The organism is Streptomyces sp. R41 (assembly GCF_041053055.1).
Classification (GTDB): Bacteria; Actinomycetota; Actinomycetes; order Streptomycetales; family Streptomycetaceae; genus Streptomyces.
The window spans coordinates 9,298,505-9,315,335 of the sequence record NZ_CP163443.1; the positions used below are offsets into that span (position 1 = coordinate 9,298,505).

The following is a 16,831-nucleotide window of genomic DNA, read 5'->3' on the forward strand; positions in this document are numbered from 1 at the left end:
CTGTAAGTGGGGGGTGGGGAGCGGACCGGTCAGCACATTCCGGCGGGCTCGGAGACCGCGCATGTGTTGCCGTGGAAGGTGTTGCCGCTGCCGGTGTCCCGGTTGGCGAGATCGGCTGAGCCGTTGCGCATCACGACGTTGTCGCGGATCTCGTTGCGCTGGTTGTGGGCGCCCACGAAGCTCTTGAACAGCACGATGCCGCCCGACAGCGGGGATGTGCCCACGTTGTCCTCGACCCGGTTGTTCGTCACCTGCGTGTCCTCGGCGCCGGTGAGGACGATCCCCGAGCCCTGCAGGAAGGGCAGCCGGGCGGTCTTCGGACAGTTCTTGTTGTTGGCGTGGATGTAGTTGTGGCGCACGCTCAGATCCCCGACGGCTGGCTTGTTCTCGTCGCCCACGACGAACACCGCGGTGCAGTTGCCGGTCGCTTCGTTGTGATCGACCGTCAGGTTCCGCAGCCGCCGCACCGTGACGCCGATCCGGTTGCCGACCAGACGGTTGTGACTGACCACCGTCCCCTTGGTGTCGCGGGCGCCCTCCTCGGTGTCGACCGTGTTGGACACCATCAGGCCCGCGTCGCCGTTGTTCTGGGCGGTGTTGTGGCGGAACACGCCGCGGAGGGACCTCTCCTGGGCGATGCCCCACTGACCGTTCTTCTCGGAGGTCACGTTCCGGACCGTCAGCCGATCGGTTCCCGACGCCCACAGGCCGTGCTTGGCGAAGCCTCTGAGGGTCAGTGAGCGTACGGTGACGCGGGCGACGGGGCTGCTGTCCGTCCCGGTCACGCAGATGCCGTTGCCGGCCTTGGCGCATGTGCTGTCGGCGGATGCGGGGCCGGGCACGATGACGGTGGATTGGGCGCCCGAGCCCCGCAGCGTCAGGTCCGACACGGTGATGCTGACGCTCTCGTGGTAGGTGCCGGGGGACAGGACGATGGTGTCCCCCGGTTTGGCGGCGTTCACAGCCTTCTGGATCGATTCGCCGGCGCTGACCCAGTGCACCCTCAAGCTGTCGGACGGCGGGGCGGCACCCAGCCCCGACGCCACGACAGCTGCGGTGCAAGCGAGGTAGGCCATCTGTCGTTTGGTCATAGGCCGAAGCTATGAGCGGGAGTTCCGGCTCGCCACCGCTGATCACCCAGGTGGGCAGCCCCTGTCACAGAGCCAGAGCCAGGGCGGTGACGCGGTGAGAAAACGGGGCGCCGAGTGGTATGCATCGCGTGAGCACCCCCGGGGCGGCCACAGGCCGAGTCGTCGGCACCGCTTCGGGTGAAAAGAGAGACGAACATGGCTACAGGCACCGTGAAGTGGTTCAACGCCGAGAAGGGATTCGGATTCATCGCTCAGGACGAGGGCGGCCCTGACGTATTCGCCCACTACTCCAACATCAGCGCATCGGGCTTCAGGGAGCTTCAGGAGGGCCAGAAGGTCGAGTTCGACGTGGTCCAGGGCCAGAGGGGGCTGCAGGCCGAGAACATCCGCCCGCTCTGACGGACCTGGTCCTCGGTCTGCAACAGACCGTGCGTGACAGTCGGTTCGTACGGGCGCAGGGCGCGCGTCGGACCCAAGGCCCGCACTCCCGATGGGTGCGACTCCCGTGTCATGCGGCTCACTCGGTCGGAGACATGTGGCCGAGCGATCACCCGTCATACGCAACCGCCCCGACCGGAGGATCCGGCCGGGGCGGCACAGTTGCGGACGTGGGTCCGCGGGGTGGTGCGGTGCGTCAGGCGAGGGTCGCCAGCGCCTCGTTCCAGGTCGTCGACGGGCGCATGACCGCCGCGGCCTTGGCCGGGTCGGGCTGGTAGTAGCCGCCGATGTCGGCCGGGGAGCCCTGGACCGCGATCAGCTCGTCCACGATCGTCTGCTCCTGCGTGGAGAGCGTCTCGGCGAGCGGGCCGAACGCCTTGGCGAGGTCGGCGTCGTCGCTCTGCCCCGCCAGCTCCTGCGCCCAGTACAGGGACAGGAAGAAGTGGCTGCCGCGGTTGTCGATGCCGCCGACGCGACGGGTCGGCGACTTGTCCTCGTTGAGGAAGGTCGCCGTCGCGCGGTCGAGGGTGTCGGCGAGCACCTGGGCGCGCGCGTTGCCCGTGGTCGTCGCGAGGTGCTCGAAGCTGGACGCCAGCGCGAGGAACTCGCCCAGGCTGTCCCAGCGGAGGTAGTTCTCCTTGACCAGCTGCTGCACGTGCTTCGGCGCGGAGCCGCCGGCGCCCGTCTCGAAGAGGCCGCCGCCCGCCATCAGCGGGACGACCGAGAGCATCTTGGCGCTGGTGCCCAGCTCCAGGATCGGGAACAGGTCGGTCAGGTAGTCACGCAGCACGTTGCCGGTGACGGAGATGGTGTCCTCGCCGCGGCGGATGCGCTCCACGGAGAGCTTGGTGGCCTCGACCGGGGAGAGGATGCGGATGTCCAGGCCCTCGGTGTCGTGCTCCGGCAGGTACTGCTTGACCTTCTCGATGAGCACGGCGTCGTGCGCGCGGTCCTCGTCCAGCCAGAACACCGCCGGGTTGCCGGTCGCGCGGGCGCGGGTGACGGCCAGCTTCACCCAGTCCTTGATCGGGGCGTCCTTGGTCTGGCAGGCGCGGAAGATGTCACCGGCGGAGACGACCTGCTCCAGGACGACGTTGCCGGCCTGGTCGACGAGGCGGACGGTACCGGTGGTCGGGATCTCGAAGGTCTTGTCGTGGCTGCCGTACTCCTCGGCCTTCTGCGCCATCAGACCGACGTTCGGGACCGAGCCCATGGTCGCCGGGTCGTAGGCGCCGTTGGCGCGGCAGTCGTCGATGACGACCTGGTAGACGCCGGAGTAACTGCTGTCCGGCAGGACGGCGAGGGTGTCGTGCTCCTGGCCGTCCGCGCCCCACATGTGGCCGGAGGTGCGGATCATGGCCGGCATCGAGGCGTCGACGATGACGTCGGACGGGACGTGCAGGTTGGTGATGCCCTTGTCGGAGTCGACCATCGCCAGCTCCGGGCCCTCGGCGAGCTCGGCGTCGAAGGAGGCCTTGATCTCGGCGCCCTCGGGCAGGGCCTCCAGGCCCTTGTAGATGCCGCCGAGACCGTCGTTCGGGGTGAGACCGGCGCCGGCGAGGATCTCGCCGTACTTCGCGAACGTCTTCGGGAAGAAGGCGCGCACCACGTGACCGAAGACGATCGGGTCGGAGACCTTCATCATCGTGGCCTTGAGGTGCACCGAGAACAGCACGTCCTCGGCCTTGGCGCGGGCGATCTGCGCGGTGAGGAACTCGCGCAGCGGGGCGACGTGCATGACGGACGCGTCGACGACCTCGCCCGCGAGGACGGGTACCGACTCGCGCAGCACGGTGGTGGAGCCGTCGTCGCCCGTCAGCTCGATACGCAGCGAGCCCGGCTCGGAGATCACCGCGGACTTCTCGGTGGAGCGGAAGTCGTCGACACCCATGGTGGCGACGTTCGTCTTCGACTCGGAGGACCACTTGCCCATGCGGTGCGGGTGGGCCTTGGCGTAGTTCTTGACCGACGCGGGGGCGCGGCGGTCGGAGTTGCCCTCGCGCAGCACCGGGTTCACGGCGCTGCCCTTGACCTTGTCGTAACGGGCGCGGACGTCGCGCTCCTCGTCCGACTTCGGGTCGTCCGGGTAGTCCGGAAGGGCGTAGCCCTGCGCCTGCAGCTCGGCGATCGCGGCCTTCAGCTGAGGGATCGACGCCGAGATGTTCGGCAGCTTGATGATGTTGGCCTCGGGCGTCTTCGCCAGCTCACCGAGCTCGTGAAGGGCGTCCGCGATGCGCTGGCCCTCCGAGAGGAACTCGGGGAAGAGGGCGATGATGCGCCCGGCCAGCGAGATGTCACGGGTCTCCACAGTGACACCCGCCTGCGAGGCGTACGCCTGGACCACCGGCAGGAACGAATACGTCGCCAGGGCCGGGGCCTCATCAGTGTGCGTGTAAATGATGGTCGAGTCAGTCACCGGGTGCTCCGCTCCACGTCTGCAACATTGCTCGACATCAAGATATCTCGTGAGCGCCCCCGACTCGACAGGGGTCCGCGCCGGGCCGGGCGGGCGGCACCCCTCGGACCGCTGCTGATCAGGGCGGCCGAGGCGCCAGTGAAAACAGGAACCCATGTGAAAGCAGGAAGTGGCGCGCCTCTGGCAACCGCGTTGCTCGCTCTTGCGTACCTCAAGTAGATCACCCACCTGATCCGACGGCAGGGCCGCCGGCCCCGGCCGTCCGAACGAAAGCGAACCATGAGATATCGCACCAGAGTGACGGCCCCCGCGGCCGCCCTGATCGGTACGGCCGCGGCGCTCACCGCGGCGCCCTCGGCGTACGGGCGGACCCGGGCTTTACGGGATGAGGGCACCCCGGGCGCGGAGACCCTCGGCGACCCGGTCTTCCCTGCCCTCGGCAACGACGGCTACCGCGTGACCGCGTACCACCTCGACTTCTCCTACGACGCGACGACCCGCCTGGTCGACGCCACCGCGACCCTGACGCTGTGCGCGACCCAGGACCTCTCCCGCTTCTCGCTCGACGCACTCGGCCTGGACATCCGTGCCGTGCGCGTCGGCGGACGCCCGGCCACCTTCGAACAGGTGGATGAAAAGCTGCGTGTCACGCCCGACCGGACCCTGCCGGAGCAGGCCCGGGTCAAGGTCTGTGTCGACTACACCGCCGACCCGGGCAAGGCGCTCGCCCACACCGCATGGGTCCCCACCCCCGACGGATTCGCGGTGTGCCCGCAGCCGAACTCCGCGCACACCGTCTTCCCGTGCAACGACCACCCCACGGACAAGGCGGCCTTCAGCTTCCGCATCACCGTCCCAGGCGGCCTGCGCGGTGTCGCGAGCGGCACCCTGGTCCGCACGGAGGGCCTGGACGGCGGCCGGACCGCGTACACCTACCGCTCCCGCTTCCCGATAGCCACCGAGCTGGTGCAGATCACGGTCGGCGACTACACGGTCAAGAACCGGCAGGGTCCGAACGGACTGGGGTTGCGCGACGTCGTCCCGACCGCGCGGGCCAGCGCCCTCGAACCGGCGCTCGCCCTGACCCCAGGGCTGCTGGAGTGGCTGGAGCAGCGGCTCGGCGCCTTCCCCTTCGAGACGTACGGCCTGCTGCCGTGCAACTCCGACGATCCGAACGCCTTCGACTTCACGGGCCTGGAGACGCAGACCCTGACGCTGTACAAGCCGAACTTCCTGCTCCAGGAGGAGAAGAAGATCGGCTCACACATGATGCACGAGCTGGTCCACTCCTGGTTCGGCAACAGTGTCAGCCCCGCCACCTGGGCCGACCTGTGGCTGAACGAGGGTCACGCGGACTTCTACGGACTGTTGTACCGCTACGAGCGGGGCTGGGCCGACTCGCTCGGCCTCACCAGCATGGAAGCCCGTATGAAGGACACCTACGCCAAGGGCGACCTGTGGCGGCAGTCCTCCGGCCCTGTCGCCGCGCCGAACGCCGCCAACCTCTTCGACAGCCAGAGGTACCTGGGTGGCGTCCTGGTCCTTTACGCGCTGCGCGAGGTCGTCGGCGAGGACGTCTTCAACCGCATCGAGCGCACCTTCCTGGAGCGCCATCGCAACTCCGCGGCGACCACCGCCGACTACATCGCGGTGGCCTCCGAGATCTCCGGCCAGGACCAGTCCGGCTTCCTGAAGGACTGGCTGTACGGCACGAAGACACCGCGCATGCCCAACCACCCCGACTGGACGGTCACCCCGGTGACCCCGAGCCTGGTCGCGCCCCGCCACCGCGAGCCCGGCCACTACCCCGATTCCACCGCCACCCTCTGACGGTGTAGGGCGCGGAGCCGGGCGGATCTGCTTCGCCCGGCTCCCTGCCGTGTCGTGCTCTACGTGCGTGACGTGGCGTCGCGCTGTTGGGGGATGCCCGGTTCCAGGAGCCCCGCGCCACCCTGCTGCAGCGCCACCGTCCGCGCGGGCGACGGAATCCGGATGCTCTCCTCCCGGTAGCGCTTGTGCAGGCGCTTGATGAACTCGTGCTTGATCCGGTACTGGTCGCTGAACTCGCCCACGCCGAGGATCACGGTGAAGCCGATGCGGGAGTCGCCGAAGGTGTGGAAGCGAACGGCGGGCTCGTGGTCCGGGACGGCGCCGGTGATCTCGGTCATCACCTCGGTGACGACCTCGTTGGTCACGCGCTCGACATGCTCAAGGTCGCTGTCGTAGCCGACGCCGACCTGGACGGTGAGCGTCATCTGCTGCTCGGGCCGGGTGAAGTTGGTCATGTTGGTGCCCGAGAGCTGGGCGTTGGGAATGATGACCAGGTTGTTGGAGAGCTGACGGACCGTGGTGTTGCGCCAGTTGATGTCGACGACATAGCCCTCCTCACCGCTGCTGAGACGGATGTAGTCGCCGGGCTGGATCGTCTTCGACGCGAGGATGTGCACGCCCGCGAAGAGGTTGGCGAGGGTGTCCTGAAGAGCGAGGGCCACCGCCAGACCGCCCACACCCAAGGCCGTGAGCAGCGGGGCTATCGAGATGCCCAGCGTCTGCAGCACGACGAGGAAGCCGATCGCCATCACCACGACGCGGGTGATGTTGACGAAGATGGTGGCCGACCCGGCGACCCCCGACCGGGACTGGGTCACCGACCGGACCAGGCCGGTGATGACCCGGGCCGCGGTGATGGTCGAGACCAGGATCAGCAGGACGGTCAGCGACCGGTTGACATTGCGCCCCACCGGCGCCGTCAGCGGCAGTACCGCGGCCGCCGCCGCGATCCCGCCCGCGATCGCCGCCCAGGGCACCAGCGCGCGCAGCGCGTCCACGATGACGTCGTCGCCGCTCCACCGGGTGCGCGACGCGTGCTTGCCCAGCCAGCGCAGCAGCATGCGCAGCAGGAACGCCGCCAGCAGGCCCGCGACGACGGCGATTCCGGCGACCATCAGGTCGTCCAGGGTGAGGGAGCGTTTCATTGGTGACCTCCTTCGTGACCGGGGAGAAGGCCCGAGGGCCGGATGTGCTGTGTCGTCACTTGCCACCTGCTCGAATCCGGGAATGCACGATCACGCCCGGACGGGTGTTCGTCGTCCTGGGGCGACCGCTCATCCTGCCGCATTCGTGTGCACGTCCGTCACCAGGCCTGCGCGGACCCGCCATTGAGACCGGTCCGCGAAGGCCGCCATTGACGGCCGGGTACGCCCTGAAGCAGGCTGGCACGCGGTGATCACAGGGGAGTGCCATGACGGGTTCGGTGCTCGCGATCGACCAGGGGACGTCCGGGACCAAGGCCCTGGTGATCTGTCCCGATCGGGGTGTGATCGGTTCCGCCCACGCTCCCGTACGCCCCCGCCATCTGCCGGGCGGACTGGTCGAGGTCGATCCGGTCGAGTTGTACGAGTCCGTCCTCGCCGCCGGGCGCCGTGCGCTCGCGGAGGCGGGGGAGCCCGTCGCGGCCGTCGGAGTCGCCAACCAGGGCGAGACGGTCCTCGCCTGGGACCGGTCGACGGGCGAGCCGCTGACCGACGCGCTCGTGTGGCAGGACCGGCGGGCGGAGAGCGTGTGCGCCGAACTCGCCCCGTACGCCGAGGAGTTGCGCCACCTCACCGGCCTGCCCCTTGACCCCTACTTCGCCGCACCCAAGATGGCCTGGATACGCCGCCATCTCACCCGGGACGGAGTCGTCACGACCTCCGACGCCTGGCTCGTGCACCGACTCACCGGCGCATACGTCACCGACACCGCCACGGCGGGGCGTACCCAACTTCTCGACCTGGAACGGGTGGAGTGGTCGCCCAGAGCGCTCGACGTCTTCGGGCTCTCAGGCGAGCGATTGCCGGAGGTCGTCGACCCGGACAGCCGCATCGGCAGCACCTCCGTCTTCGGGCCGGAGCTTCCCGTCACCGGTCTGCTCGTCGACCAGCAGGCCGCGCTCCTCGCCCAGCGGGTGACCGAGCCCGGAACGGCCAAGTGCACCTACGGAACAGGGGCGTTCCTCCTCGCGCAGACCGGAGCGACACCCCGGCGCGGGGACTCGGGTCTGGTGAGCTGTGTCGCCTGGCGGCTCGGCGGGCGGACCAGTTACTGCCTCGACGGCCAGGTGTACACGGCGGCGTCCGCCGTCCGCTGGCTCACCGACCTCGGCGTCATCTCCGGCGCGCGGACCTCGACCCGGTCGGCGGCGCCGTACCGGACAGCGGCGGTGTCACCTTCGTCCCGGCCCTCGCCGGGCTCGCCGCACCCTGGTGGCGAGGAGATCTGCGGGGCTCGCTCACCGGGCTCGGCCTCGACACCACGCCCGGGCATCTGGTGCGCGCCCTGTGCGAGGGCATCGCCGCCCAGGTCGTCGCACTCGCCGACGCGGCCGCCGCCGACCTCGGCGCACCGCTCACCGCGCTGCGCGTCGACGGCGGTCTGACACGCTCGGCGCTGCTCATGCAGACCCAGGCCGACCTCCTCCAACTCCCCGTCGAAGTCTCGGCGTTACCGGACGCCACCGCCCTCGGCGTAGGTGCCGTGGCCCGGCTGGGCCTCGACCCGGCGCTGAGAGTCGACGAGGCACTCCCCGACCGGAAACCCTCCGCCGTGTACGCGCCGCGCATCAGCCGCGACGAGGCCACCGAACGCCTCGCCGCCTTCCGCTCGGCCGTCGCCGCCCTGCTCGACCGGGCACCCGCATGACGGTCACGGCGCACGGCGCGCTGCCGGACCTGACGTACGACGTCGTGATCGTCGGTGCGGGTGTCGTCGGCTGCGCCATCGCCCGCGAACTCGCCCGCCACCGGCGGCTGCGCATCGCGCTCGTCGAGGCGCAGGACGACGTCGGGCAGGGCACGTCGAAGGCCAACACGGCCATCCTGCACACGGGTTTCGACGCCGTCCCCGGCTCGCTGGAAGCCCGTCTTGTGCGAGAGGGCTCTCGCCGACTCGCCCTGTATGCGGCCGAGTCGGGGATTCCCGTCGAACCCGTGGGTGCCCTGCTCGTCGCCTGGGACCGTGAACAGCTCGCCGTACTACCGGAGTTGGCGGCCAAGGCGGAGAAGAACGACTACCGGCAGGCTCGCGTCCTCGGACCCGACGAGGTGTACGCACGCGAACCGCACCTGGGGCCCGGAGCGCTCGGCGCGCTCCACATCCCCGGCGAGAGCATCATCTGCCCGTGGACCACGACGCTCGCGTACGCCACCCAGGCGGTACGCCATGGGGTCGACCTGCACCTCGACTGCCGTGTGGAGAGGGCCGACGACGGGGTGTTGCGCACGAGTCGTGGGACTCTCCGTACGCGCCACCTCGTCAATGCCGCGGGCCTGTACTCCGACGAACTCGACCGGCGGCTCGGCCACCACGACTTCACCGTCATCCCGCGTCGGGGCCAGCTCCTCGTCTTCGACAAGTTCGCCCGCGCACTGGTCCGGCACATCCTGCTGCCCGTCCCGACGGCGCTCGGCAAGGGCGTACTGGTGGCACCCACGGTGTACGGAAACGTGCTGCTCGGACCCACGGCCGAAGAGGTGGACGACAAGACGGCCACCGGATCGACCGAGGAAGGCCTCGCCCTGCTGCGCGACAGGGGGCGCCGGATCCTGCCCGAACTGCTCGACGAGGAGGTCACCGCTGTCTACGCCGGGCTCCGCGCCGCCACCGAGTACGACGACTACCGGATCCGCGTCCACTCCGACCAGGCGTACGTCACCGTCGGCGGCATCCGCTCCACCGGCCTGACCGCGTCCATGGCCATCGCCTCGCACGTCACCGGGCTCCTCGCCGCCTGCGGCCTCGACCTCGGCGAGGCCGACGATCTGGAACCCGTCCGCTTGCCCAACCTCGGCGAGGCCTTCCCGCGCCCCTACCAGCGCCCCGAACTCATCGCCGCCGACCCGGAGTACGGCACCCTCGTCTGCCACTGCGAGCGTGTCTCGCGCGGCGAGATCCGCGACGCCCTCGCCAGTACGATCCCGCCGCACGGCCTGGAGGGACTGCGGCGCCGGACCCGTGCGCGGGGCGGGCGCTGCCAGGGTTTCTACTGCGGCGCCGCGGTACGGGAGCTCTTCGAGGGGCGGTCATGAGACAGCGACATGTGGACGTCCTGGTCGTCGGCGCCGGGCCCGCCGGTCTCGCCCTCGCCGCCCGGCTCGCGGCCGGGGGAGTGGGCCGCGTCGAGGTGCTGGAGCGCGAACAGGAAGCCGGCGGGGTGCCTCGTCACTGCCGTCGCCGCGGGTTCGACGGGCCCGGCTTCGCGCGGCGGTACGCCGAGGCCGGGGTCCGGGCCGGGGCCACCGTCCGCACCGGGGTCACCGCCCTCGGCTGGTCCGGAGCGCTGGCGGTGGACACCGTTGGCCCGGCAGGGCCGGAGACGATCGACCCCACGGCCGTCGTCCTCGCCACGGGTGCCCGCGAGCGGCCAGGCAGCGCACGGCTCGTGGCCGGGACCCGACCCGCCGGGGTGTTCACCACGGGAGAACTCCAGCAGGCCGTGCACCTCTACGGGCAGGACATCGGCGGCCGCGCGGTCGTCGTCGGCGCCGAAGCCCTCAGTTACGCCGCCGTGGACACGTTGCTGGGTGCCGGAGTCGACGTCGTCGCGATGGTGACCGACCTGGCGCGGCACCAGGGTGACCGGCTGACGGCGGTCAACTCCCGCCTGGGGCAACGGATTCCGCTCCTCACGCAAGCGACCGTCACCGAACTCCGGGGGCGCGGACGCCTGAGCGGAGTCGCCCTGCGCCACCGCGACGGCCGGACCACGACTCTTGCCTGCGACACCGTCGTGTTCACCGGTGACTTCGTTCCGGACCACGAACTCGCCCGGCGCGGCGGCCTCGACCTCGACACGGGAACACGCGGACCCGCGGTCGACGGCGCTTTCCGCACGTCACGCGAGGGCGTGTTCGCCGTCGGCAACGTGCTGCACGCCGTGGAGAGCGCCGGCGCCGTGGCCCGCGAGGGGGTACGGGCGGCGCGGCACGTACGGGATCACCTGGCCGGGGCGCCCTGGTCCCCGACGGTTCCGCTCCTCGTGGCCCCGCCCCTGCGCTGGGTCGCCCCGAACCGGCTCGCGCCCGCGATGACGTACGCCCCCTTCGTGCTGCGCACAGCGGAGTTCCTCGCCCGGCCGGTCCTGACCGTCACGCAGGACGACCGGGTTCTGCACCGACAACGCCTCCTCACCACTGCCGTACCGAATCGATCCCTGTGTCTCGACGGACGCTGGGTTGGTTCCGTCGATCCCGCCGGAGGCCCCGTCCGGCTCACAGCTCGCTGAACGAACCGTGCCGGCCGGCTCCCGAGGCGAAACGGGCGGCGCCTTCCAGGCTCTCGGCCAGCACGTCCATGCCGTAACGGAGTTCGGTGCGCATGGCCACCTTCTCGACCAGGCCCTCCTGGTCGAGGACGGAGGCACGGTCGCTGCGCAGGCAGGACTGCGGGAACTCGGCGATCTCGGCGGCCAGTCGTTCCGCCTCCGCGCGGGCGCGGCCGGTCGGGACGAGGCGGTTGGCGAGCCCCATCTCGTACGCCTCGGGGGCGGGGACCGGGCGGCCGGTGAGGATCATGTCCATCGCCCGGCTGGTACCGATGAGACGGGGGAGCCGGACCGTGCCGCCGTCGATCAGCGGCACGCCCCAGCGGCGGCAGAACACGCCGAAGACGGCGTCCTCCTCGGCGACCCGCAGATCGCACCAGAGGGCCAGTTCCAGGCCGCCGGCCACGGCGTGCCCCGCGACGGCCGCGATGACCGGCTTGGTCAGACGCAGCCGGGTGGGGCCCATCGGTCCGTCGCCGTCCTCGGTGACCTGGTTGCCGCGTTCGGTGCCGATCGCCTTGAGGTCCGCGCCCGCGCAGAACGTGCCGCCCTCGCCCCAGAGGACCGCGACCCGCGCGGCATCGTCCGCCTCGAACTCCCGGAAGGCGTCGGCGAGTTCGGCTGCCGTCGGCCCGTCCACCGCGTTGCGGGCCTCGGGGCGGGAGAGGACGACCGTGGTGACGTAACCCTGGCGTTCGATCCGGACCGGCATCGTGGTGTCCCTTCTCCGACGGTGTAGGGCGAGGTTACCCCTCGGTATCGCAACCGCCGGTGGCATGGACGGCCGATGCCGGGAACGGGTCGTCGTACACCGTCTTCGTGGACAGCTCGTCCTCGGTCAGCAGGCAGCGCGAGACGGGAGCTCTCAAGCGAGAGGTCGGTTCGGGACGCGGCGGCCAGGGTCGCCCGGGTGCGCCGCGCACACCCGGAGTGCGTCTCAGATCACCTTCCAGCGGACCAGCGCCCCGAGCGTCAGGGCCCCCGGCAGCAGCGGCACCCACACCGTGATGATCCGGTACGCCAGCACCACCGCCGTCGCCACGGCCACCGGGCCGCCCGCCGCGACCAGTGCGACGACCAGCGCGGCCTCCACCGAGCCGATTCCGCCCGGCGTCGGTACCAGCGCGACGGCGACCGTCGCCGCCAGATACGCGACCGCCATGTGCACCGGCGGTACCGGTAGCCCCAACGCCAGCCCCACCGCGGCCAGACCGGTCGCCTGGAGCAGCGGGAAGGCGAGCGATCCGCCCCACAGGGCGAGCGCGCGGGACGGACGGGAGTGCACCGAGCGCGCCTCGCCGAGCGCGGTGCGCAGGAAGGAGAGGACGGCCGTACGGAGCCGTCGTACGAGAAGAAGGGTCGCCACGACGACGCACAGCACCAGGCCGACGCCGAGCAGCAGGGGGCCGATCGCCCCGTCCGGAAGGAGGCTGCCGATCCGCAGCGCCCCCGGGAACGCGATCAGCAGCCCCAGCAGCAGGCTCAGCCGGGCGATCGACTCAGCCAGCATGTAGAGCGCGAGCGCGGCCGACGAGCGGGCGAGCGGCACGCCGCACACCGTCATGAAGCGCAGATTGACCGCGCCGGCACCCAAGCCGGTCGGCAGCAGATGGTTGGCCGCGCCCGCCGCGAACTGGGTGGCGAGCAGCCGGCGCGCCGGCAGCCGCTCGATGACCGCGCCCTGACGGGTGAAGGCCGCCGCGACCCAGGTCAGGCAGGTCGTCGCGGCCGCGGCCGCGAGCCAGGGCCACTCGGCCGACTCCAGGTGACCGAAGCCCTCCACGAGCACGGAGCGGTGGCGTACCGCGACCACCAGCACAAGGGCGAGCGGGAGCAGGCACAGGACCGGCCGGACGGCAGCCCGGAGGGGGAAGCGTCGGGGGAGTCCCTTGGGAAGTTCTTGGGGGAGTCCCTTGGGCAGGCCTGGGGGGAGTCGTACCACTGTCACATCGGGAGAGGGTTTCCACACCGCACCAACGTGGGGTTGCGGGCGCGGAGACGGCGGCTGACACGCCGGGCAAGGTGAGGGAGGTGTCGCCCGATGGTTGACCCCAACTTTGCTTGAGGTCCTAGTGTCTCTTGCATGAGCATGGAGACCACAGCCTGGACACAGCTGCACAGCGTCATGAACGCGCAGCAGGAGCGCCGACCCTTCGCCCGCGCGACGCTGCGCCGCATCGCCGCCTTCGCCCGCCCGCACCGCCGCCGCATCGGGCAGTTCGTGGTGCTCAGCGTGGTGACCGCGCTGCTGGCCGTCGCGACGCCGGTGCTCGCGGGGCGCGTCGTGGACGCGATCGTGTCCGGCGGCGACGAGAGCACCGTCATCCGCCTTGCCGTGCTCATCGCCGTCATCGCGCTCGCCGAGGCGGCGCTCGGGATTCTCGGCCGCTGGCTTTCGTCGACGCTCGGCGAGGGACTCATCCTCGATCTGCGGACGGCTGTGTTCGATCATGTGCAGCGCATGCCGGTCGCGTTCTTCACACGTACACGTACGGGCGCGCTCGTCAGTCGACTCAACAACGACGTCATCGGCGCCCAACGCGCCTTCAGCAACACATTGTCCGGCGTCGTCAGCAACGTGGTGACGCTGCTGCTCACCCTTGCCGTGATGCTCACCCTGTCCTGGCAGATCACGCTGCTCGCGCTGGTGCTGCTGCCGGTGTTCGTGATCCCCGCGCGGCGGATGGGCAGCCGGATGGCCAAGCTCCAGCGGGAGGCGGCCGACCTCAACGCCTCGATGGGCACCCGGATGACCGAGCGCTTCTCGGCGCCCGGTGCCACCTTGGTGAAGCTCTTCGGGCGGCCCGAGGACGAGTCCGACGAGTTCGCGGCGCGCGCCCGGCGGGTGCGGGACATCGGGGTCCGTACGGCGATGGCGCAGTCGGCGTTCATCACGGCCCTGACGCTGGTGTCGGCCCTGGCGCTCGCCCTCGTGTACGGGCTCGGCGGCTGGTTCGCGCTGCGCGGCACCCTGGAGCCGGGCGCCGTCGTCTCCCTGGCGCTACTGCTCACCCGCCTGTACGCGCCGCTCACCTCGCTCGCCGGGGCGCGCGTCGAGGTCATGAGCGCCCTAGTGAGCTTCGAGCGCGTCTTCGAGGTGCTGGACCTGAAGCCGCTCATCGAGGAGAAACCGGACGCGAGGAAGGTGCCGGAGGGACCGGCGGCCGTCGAGTTCGAGGACGTCCGCTTCGCCTATCCCTCCGCCGACAAGGTCTCCTTGGCCTCCCTGGAGGAGGTCGCCGCCCTGGACACCCGCGGTGGCGCGGAGGTCCTGCGCGGCGTCTCCTTCCGCGCCGAACCCGGCCAGACCGTCGCACTCGTCGGCTCCTCCGGCGCCGGCAAGTCGACCATCGCGCAGCTGCTGCCGCGGCTGTACGACACCGACGAGGGCGCCGTACGCATCGGCGGCGTCGACGTCCGCGAACTGAGCGCCGAGTCGATGCGGGAGACTCTCGGCATGGTCACCCAGGACGGGCACCTGTTCCACGACTCGGTACGGGCGAACCTGCTCCTCGCCCGCCCGTCCGCGACCGAGGACGACCTGTGGGACGTACTGCGCCGCTCCCGCCTCGAAGACCTCGTACGCTCCCTGCCCGACGGCCTGGACACCGTGGTCGGCGAGCGCGGCTACCGGCTCTCCGGCGGCGAGCGCCAGCGCATGACGATCGCCCGGCTGCTGCTCGCCCGCCAGCGCGTCGTCATCCTCGACGAGGCCACCGCCCACCTCGACAACACCTCGGAGGCGGCCGTCCAGGAGGCGCTCACCGAAGCGCTGGAGGGCCGGACGGCCGTGGTGATCGCGCACCGTCTGTCGACCGTGCGGGCCGCCGACGTGATCCTCGTCGTCGAGGCGGGGCGGATCGTGGAGCGGGGTACGCACGAGGAGCTGCTGGCGGCCGAGGGGCGGTACGCGGAGCTCTACCGGACACAGTTCAGCAAGCCCGGGACGGGCGACGCGGCGCACACCGCCGACGTGACGGACATCGCCCCGGCGGGCGAGGCGGTGGCGTGACAGCGGGGGACGTTCGTCCGTAGGCGGCTGGGGAGGGTTCCGCCGGGCGGCGGCCGCCCGGCGGCCCTCTCGTTCAGCCGGCCAGCTGCTCGTTCTTGGGGCCCACCGACTGACGCACCGCGATGCGGCCGCTCTCCGTGGCGCCGGTGTCGAGGGGAGGCGGAGTGCTGCCGCGCCCCAGCCATGCGAGGAGGAGACCGAGCGTGCAGGCGATCGCCGGCCAGTAGATATAGCGGAAGTCCGCCGTCGGCAGGGTGGGCAGATAGCCGAGCACATACGCCACCGAGCTGATCCCCAGTGCCCGGACCGGCATCGAGAACGTGCCCTTGCCCGGCCGGATCGACAGGGCGAGCGCGACGGCCAGCCAGAGCCAGCCGGCGAAGAGGGCCGGCAGATCGTTGGCCGCGCCGAGGACGTAGTTCTGCAACGTGGCCTCGAGTCGGGCGTGCGTCACCTTGAGTCCGAGGGTGTTGGCACTGATCCCGGGCTGGTACTGGTAGGTGCCCCTGAAGAGCAACTGCGAGAAGACCTGCAGGCGGTACTGGAAGTACGCGGGCAGATGGCCGGGAATCTCACTGGTCCACATGGACGTCAACTCGTCCGCGTGCGGGGCCAGCCCGGTCACGTCGGCCGTCGCGTCGCGCGGGTAGCAGCTGATGTAGGTGTCGGACAGCGTCTGGTTCCGCTCGCACTGCTTGGCCGCGAAGAGGAGGCGGACCTGGAAGTCCGGTGTCGTCGCCGCTGCCGCTGCCGCCGCCCGCACTTCGTCCACGCTCAGGACGTGCACCAGGTCGTCCATCATGATCTGCGAGCCCTGGCTCGTCTGCAGCGGCCGTGCGAAGGCGGCAATGGCGGTGCTGGGCACGACGACGGCGACAACGAGGGCCGCCGAGGACATCAGCCACAGACGGCGTCCCGGCTTGGGCCACAGCGCGAGCACGAGCATCACGAAGACCGGGATCGCGGCGAGGATCGCGTTCTTGCGCACCAGTACGGCATAGGCGATGAAGAGCACTCCGAGGCCCAGCAGGGCCCAGCGCAGGGCGGAGCGGCCGGCGGGCAGGCGTTTGCCGACGAGTGCGACAGCGCAGGCGGCGAGGAGCGCGAACGCCATGTGAACGTCCTTCCACACCACTCCGACGAACGTCAGGACCTGTGGCGCCAGTCCGACTCCGAGGACCGCGAGGGATCCCGGACGGCTGTCGGTCAGTGCCCAGACGCACCAGGCGATGACCCACAGCGTCGCCCAGCAGATGACGCACTGAGCGACCACCATCGCCGAGGGAGTACCGGTCACGGCGATGAGCCCCTGCCACACCAGGGCCAGAACCGGCGGGTGCCAGTCCGTCAACGGCGCTTTGCCCAGGGCCTGCTTGAGCTGGTTGAGGCTGTCCGGACTCATGTATCCGGGCGAGAACACGATGATGGTGACCAGGCAGCAGGCCACGGCGATGGCAGCCAGGCCGCAGACCCAGCGTCGTCGTTCGCACCGGAACAATTGGATATATCCCATGCGGCGGGATGGTAACAGTGTGTAGTGGATTGGCTGCGTATGGTGAGTTGGTGGAGGCGCA

The 16,831-nt window shown here is 70.6% G+C and carries 11 protein-coding genes and 1 pseudogene; 6 read left to right on the forward strand and 6 right to left on the reverse strand.

Annotated elements, in window-relative coordinates; genetic code table 11:
* Positions 1 to 29: 29 nt before the first annotated feature.
* On the reverse strand, positions 30 to 1,091 hold the full coding sequence (locus tag AB5J53_RS42295; RefSeq protein WP_369250882.1) for a nitrous oxide reductase family maturation protein NosD: 1,062 nt from the start codon (positions 1,089 to 1,091) through the stop codon (positions 30 to 32).
* A 195-nt stretch (positions 1,092 to 1,286) separates the two neighbouring features.
* Between AB5J53_RS42295 and AB5J53_RS42300 the strand changes: the two genes are divergently transcribed.
* Positions 1,287 to 1,490 carry a cold-shock protein gene (locus AB5J53_RS42300; RefSeq protein WP_369250883.1) on the forward strand — a complete coding sequence of 68 codons (204 nt, stop codon included), beginning with the start codon at positions 1,287 to 1,289 and terminating at the stop codon, positions 1,488 to 1,490.
* 235 nt (positions 1,491 to 1,725) lie between these two features.
* On the opposite strand, the gene AB5J53_RS42305 is transcribed toward AB5J53_RS42300, so the two are convergent.
* Positions 1,726 to 3,945 carry an NADP-dependent isocitrate dehydrogenase gene (locus AB5J53_RS42305; protein ID WP_369250884.1) on the reverse strand — a complete coding sequence of 740 codons (2,220 nt, stop codon included), beginning with the start codon at positions 3,943 to 3,945 and terminating at the stop codon, positions 1,726 to 1,728.
* 279 nt (positions 3,946 to 4,224) lie between these two features.
* Between AB5J53_RS42305 and AB5J53_RS42310 the strand changes: the two genes are divergently transcribed.
* Positions 4,225 to 5,775 carry a M1 family metallopeptidase gene (locus AB5J53_RS42310; RefSeq protein ID WP_369250885.1) on the forward strand — a complete coding sequence of 517 codons (1,551 nt, stop codon included), beginning with the start codon at positions 4,225 to 4,227 and terminating at the stop codon, positions 5,773 to 5,775.
* 59 nt (positions 5,776 to 5,834) lie between these two features.
* On the opposite strand, the gene AB5J53_RS42315 is transcribed toward AB5J53_RS42310, so the two are convergent.
* Entirely contained in the window at positions 5,835 to 6,920 is a 1,086-nt protein-coding gene (locus tag AB5J53_RS42315) for a mechanosensitive ion channel family protein (protein ID WP_369250886.1), read from the reverse strand.
* Positions 6,921 to 7,186: 266 nt separating this feature from the next.
* Here AB5J53_RS42315 and AB5J53_RS42320 point away from each other — a divergent pair.
* The 3 genes and pseudogenes from AB5J53_RS42320 (at position 7,187) to AB5J53_RS42330 (ending at position 11,206) form a co-directional block, all read left to right on the forward strand.
* Positions 7,187 to 8,625 (forward strand): annotated as a pseudogene (locus tag AB5J53_RS42320) (FGGY family carbohydrate kinase).
* Positions 8,622 to 10,010 carry an FAD-dependent oxidoreductase gene (locus AB5J53_RS42325; protein ID WP_369250887.1) on the forward strand — a complete coding sequence of 463 codons (1,389 nt, stop codon included), beginning with the start codon at positions 8,622 to 8,624 and terminating at the stop codon, positions 10,008 to 10,010. The pseudogene AB5J53_RS42320 and the gene AB5J53_RS42325 overlap by 4 nt, the downstream one beginning before the upstream one ends.
* Positions 10,007 to 11,206 carry an NAD(P)/FAD-dependent oxidoreductase gene (locus tag AB5J53_RS42330; RefSeq protein ID WP_369250888.1) on the forward strand — a complete coding sequence of 400 codons (1,200 nt, stop codon included), beginning with the start codon at positions 10,007 to 10,009 and terminating at the stop codon, positions 11,204 to 11,206. The genes AB5J53_RS42325 and AB5J53_RS42330 overlap by 4 nt, the downstream gene beginning before the upstream one ends.
* Here AB5J53_RS42330 and AB5J53_RS42335 read toward each other — a convergent pair.
* Positions 11,193 to 11,957 (reverse strand): crotonase/enoyl-CoA hydratase family protein, encoded by a 765-nt coding sequence (locus AB5J53_RS42335; RefSeq protein ID WP_369250889.1) that lies wholly within the window; start codon positions 11,955 to 11,957, stop codon positions 11,193 to 11,195. The two genes, AB5J53_RS42330 and AB5J53_RS42335, sit on opposite strands and share 14 nt — an antisense overlap.
* A gap of 225 nt (positions 11,958 to 12,182) precedes the next feature.
* Positions 12,183 to 13,088 carry a YbhN family protein gene (locus tag AB5J53_RS42340; RefSeq protein WP_369252817.1) on the reverse strand — a complete coding sequence of 302 codons (906 nt, stop codon included), beginning with the start codon at positions 13,086 to 13,088 and terminating at the stop codon, positions 12,183 to 12,185.
* A 246-nt stretch (positions 13,089 to 13,334) separates the two neighbouring features.
* On the opposite strand from AB5J53_RS42340, the gene AB5J53_RS42345 reads away from it, so the two are divergent.
* On the forward strand, positions 13,335 to 15,257 hold the full coding sequence (locus AB5J53_RS42345) for an ABC transporter ATP-binding protein (protein WP_369252819.1): 1,923 nt from the start codon (positions 13,335 to 13,337) through the stop codon (positions 15,255 to 15,257).
* 73 nt (positions 15,258 to 15,330) lie between these two features.
* Here AB5J53_RS42345 and AB5J53_RS42350 read toward each other — a convergent pair whose 3' ends face one another.
* Positions 15,331 to 16,770, reverse strand: coding sequence for a hypothetical protein (locus AB5J53_RS42350; protein WP_369250890.1), 1,440 nt, complete (start codon positions 16,768 to 16,770; stop codon positions 15,331 to 15,333).
* Positions 16,771 to 16,831: the final 61 nt, after the last annotated feature.

Bases quoted from the DNA above. Each gene is read 5' to 3' on its own strand.
- AB5J53_RS42345 (WP_369252819.1), top strand. From the start codon at position 13,335: ATGGAGACCACAGCCTGGACACAGCTGCACAGCGTCATGAACGCGCAG.
- AB5J53_RS42330 (WP_369250888.1), top strand. From the start codon at position 10,007: ATGAGACAGCGACATGTGGACGTCCTGGTCGTCGGCGCCGGGCCCGCC.
- AB5J53_RS42315 (WP_369250886.1), bottom strand. From the start codon at position 6,920: ATGAAACGCTCCCTCACCCTGGACGACCTGATGGTCGCCGGAATCGCC.
- AB5J53_RS42295 (WP_369250882.1), bottom strand. From the start codon at position 1,091: ATGACCAAACGACAGATGGCCTACCTCGCTTGCACCGCAGCTGTCGTG.
- AB5J53_RS42335 (WP_369250889.1), bottom strand. From the start codon at position 11,957: ATGCCGGTCCGGATCGAACGCCAGGGTTACGTCACCACGGTCGTCCTC.
- AB5J53_RS42350 (WP_369250890.1), bottom strand. From the start codon at position 16,770: ATGGGATATATCCAATTGTTCCGGTGCGAACGACGACGCTGGGTCTGC.
- AB5J53_RS42300 (WP_369250883.1), top strand. From the start codon at position 1,287: ATGGCTACAGGCACCGTGAAGTGGTTCAACGCCGAGAAGGGATTCGGA.
- AB5J53_RS42310 (WP_369250885.1), top strand. From the start codon at position 4,225: ATGAGATATCGCACCAGAGTGACGGCCCCCGCGGCCGCCCTGATCGGT.
- AB5J53_RS42325 (WP_369250887.1), top strand. From the start codon at position 8,622: ATGACGGTCACGGCGCACGGCGCGCTGCCGGACCTGACGTACGACGTC.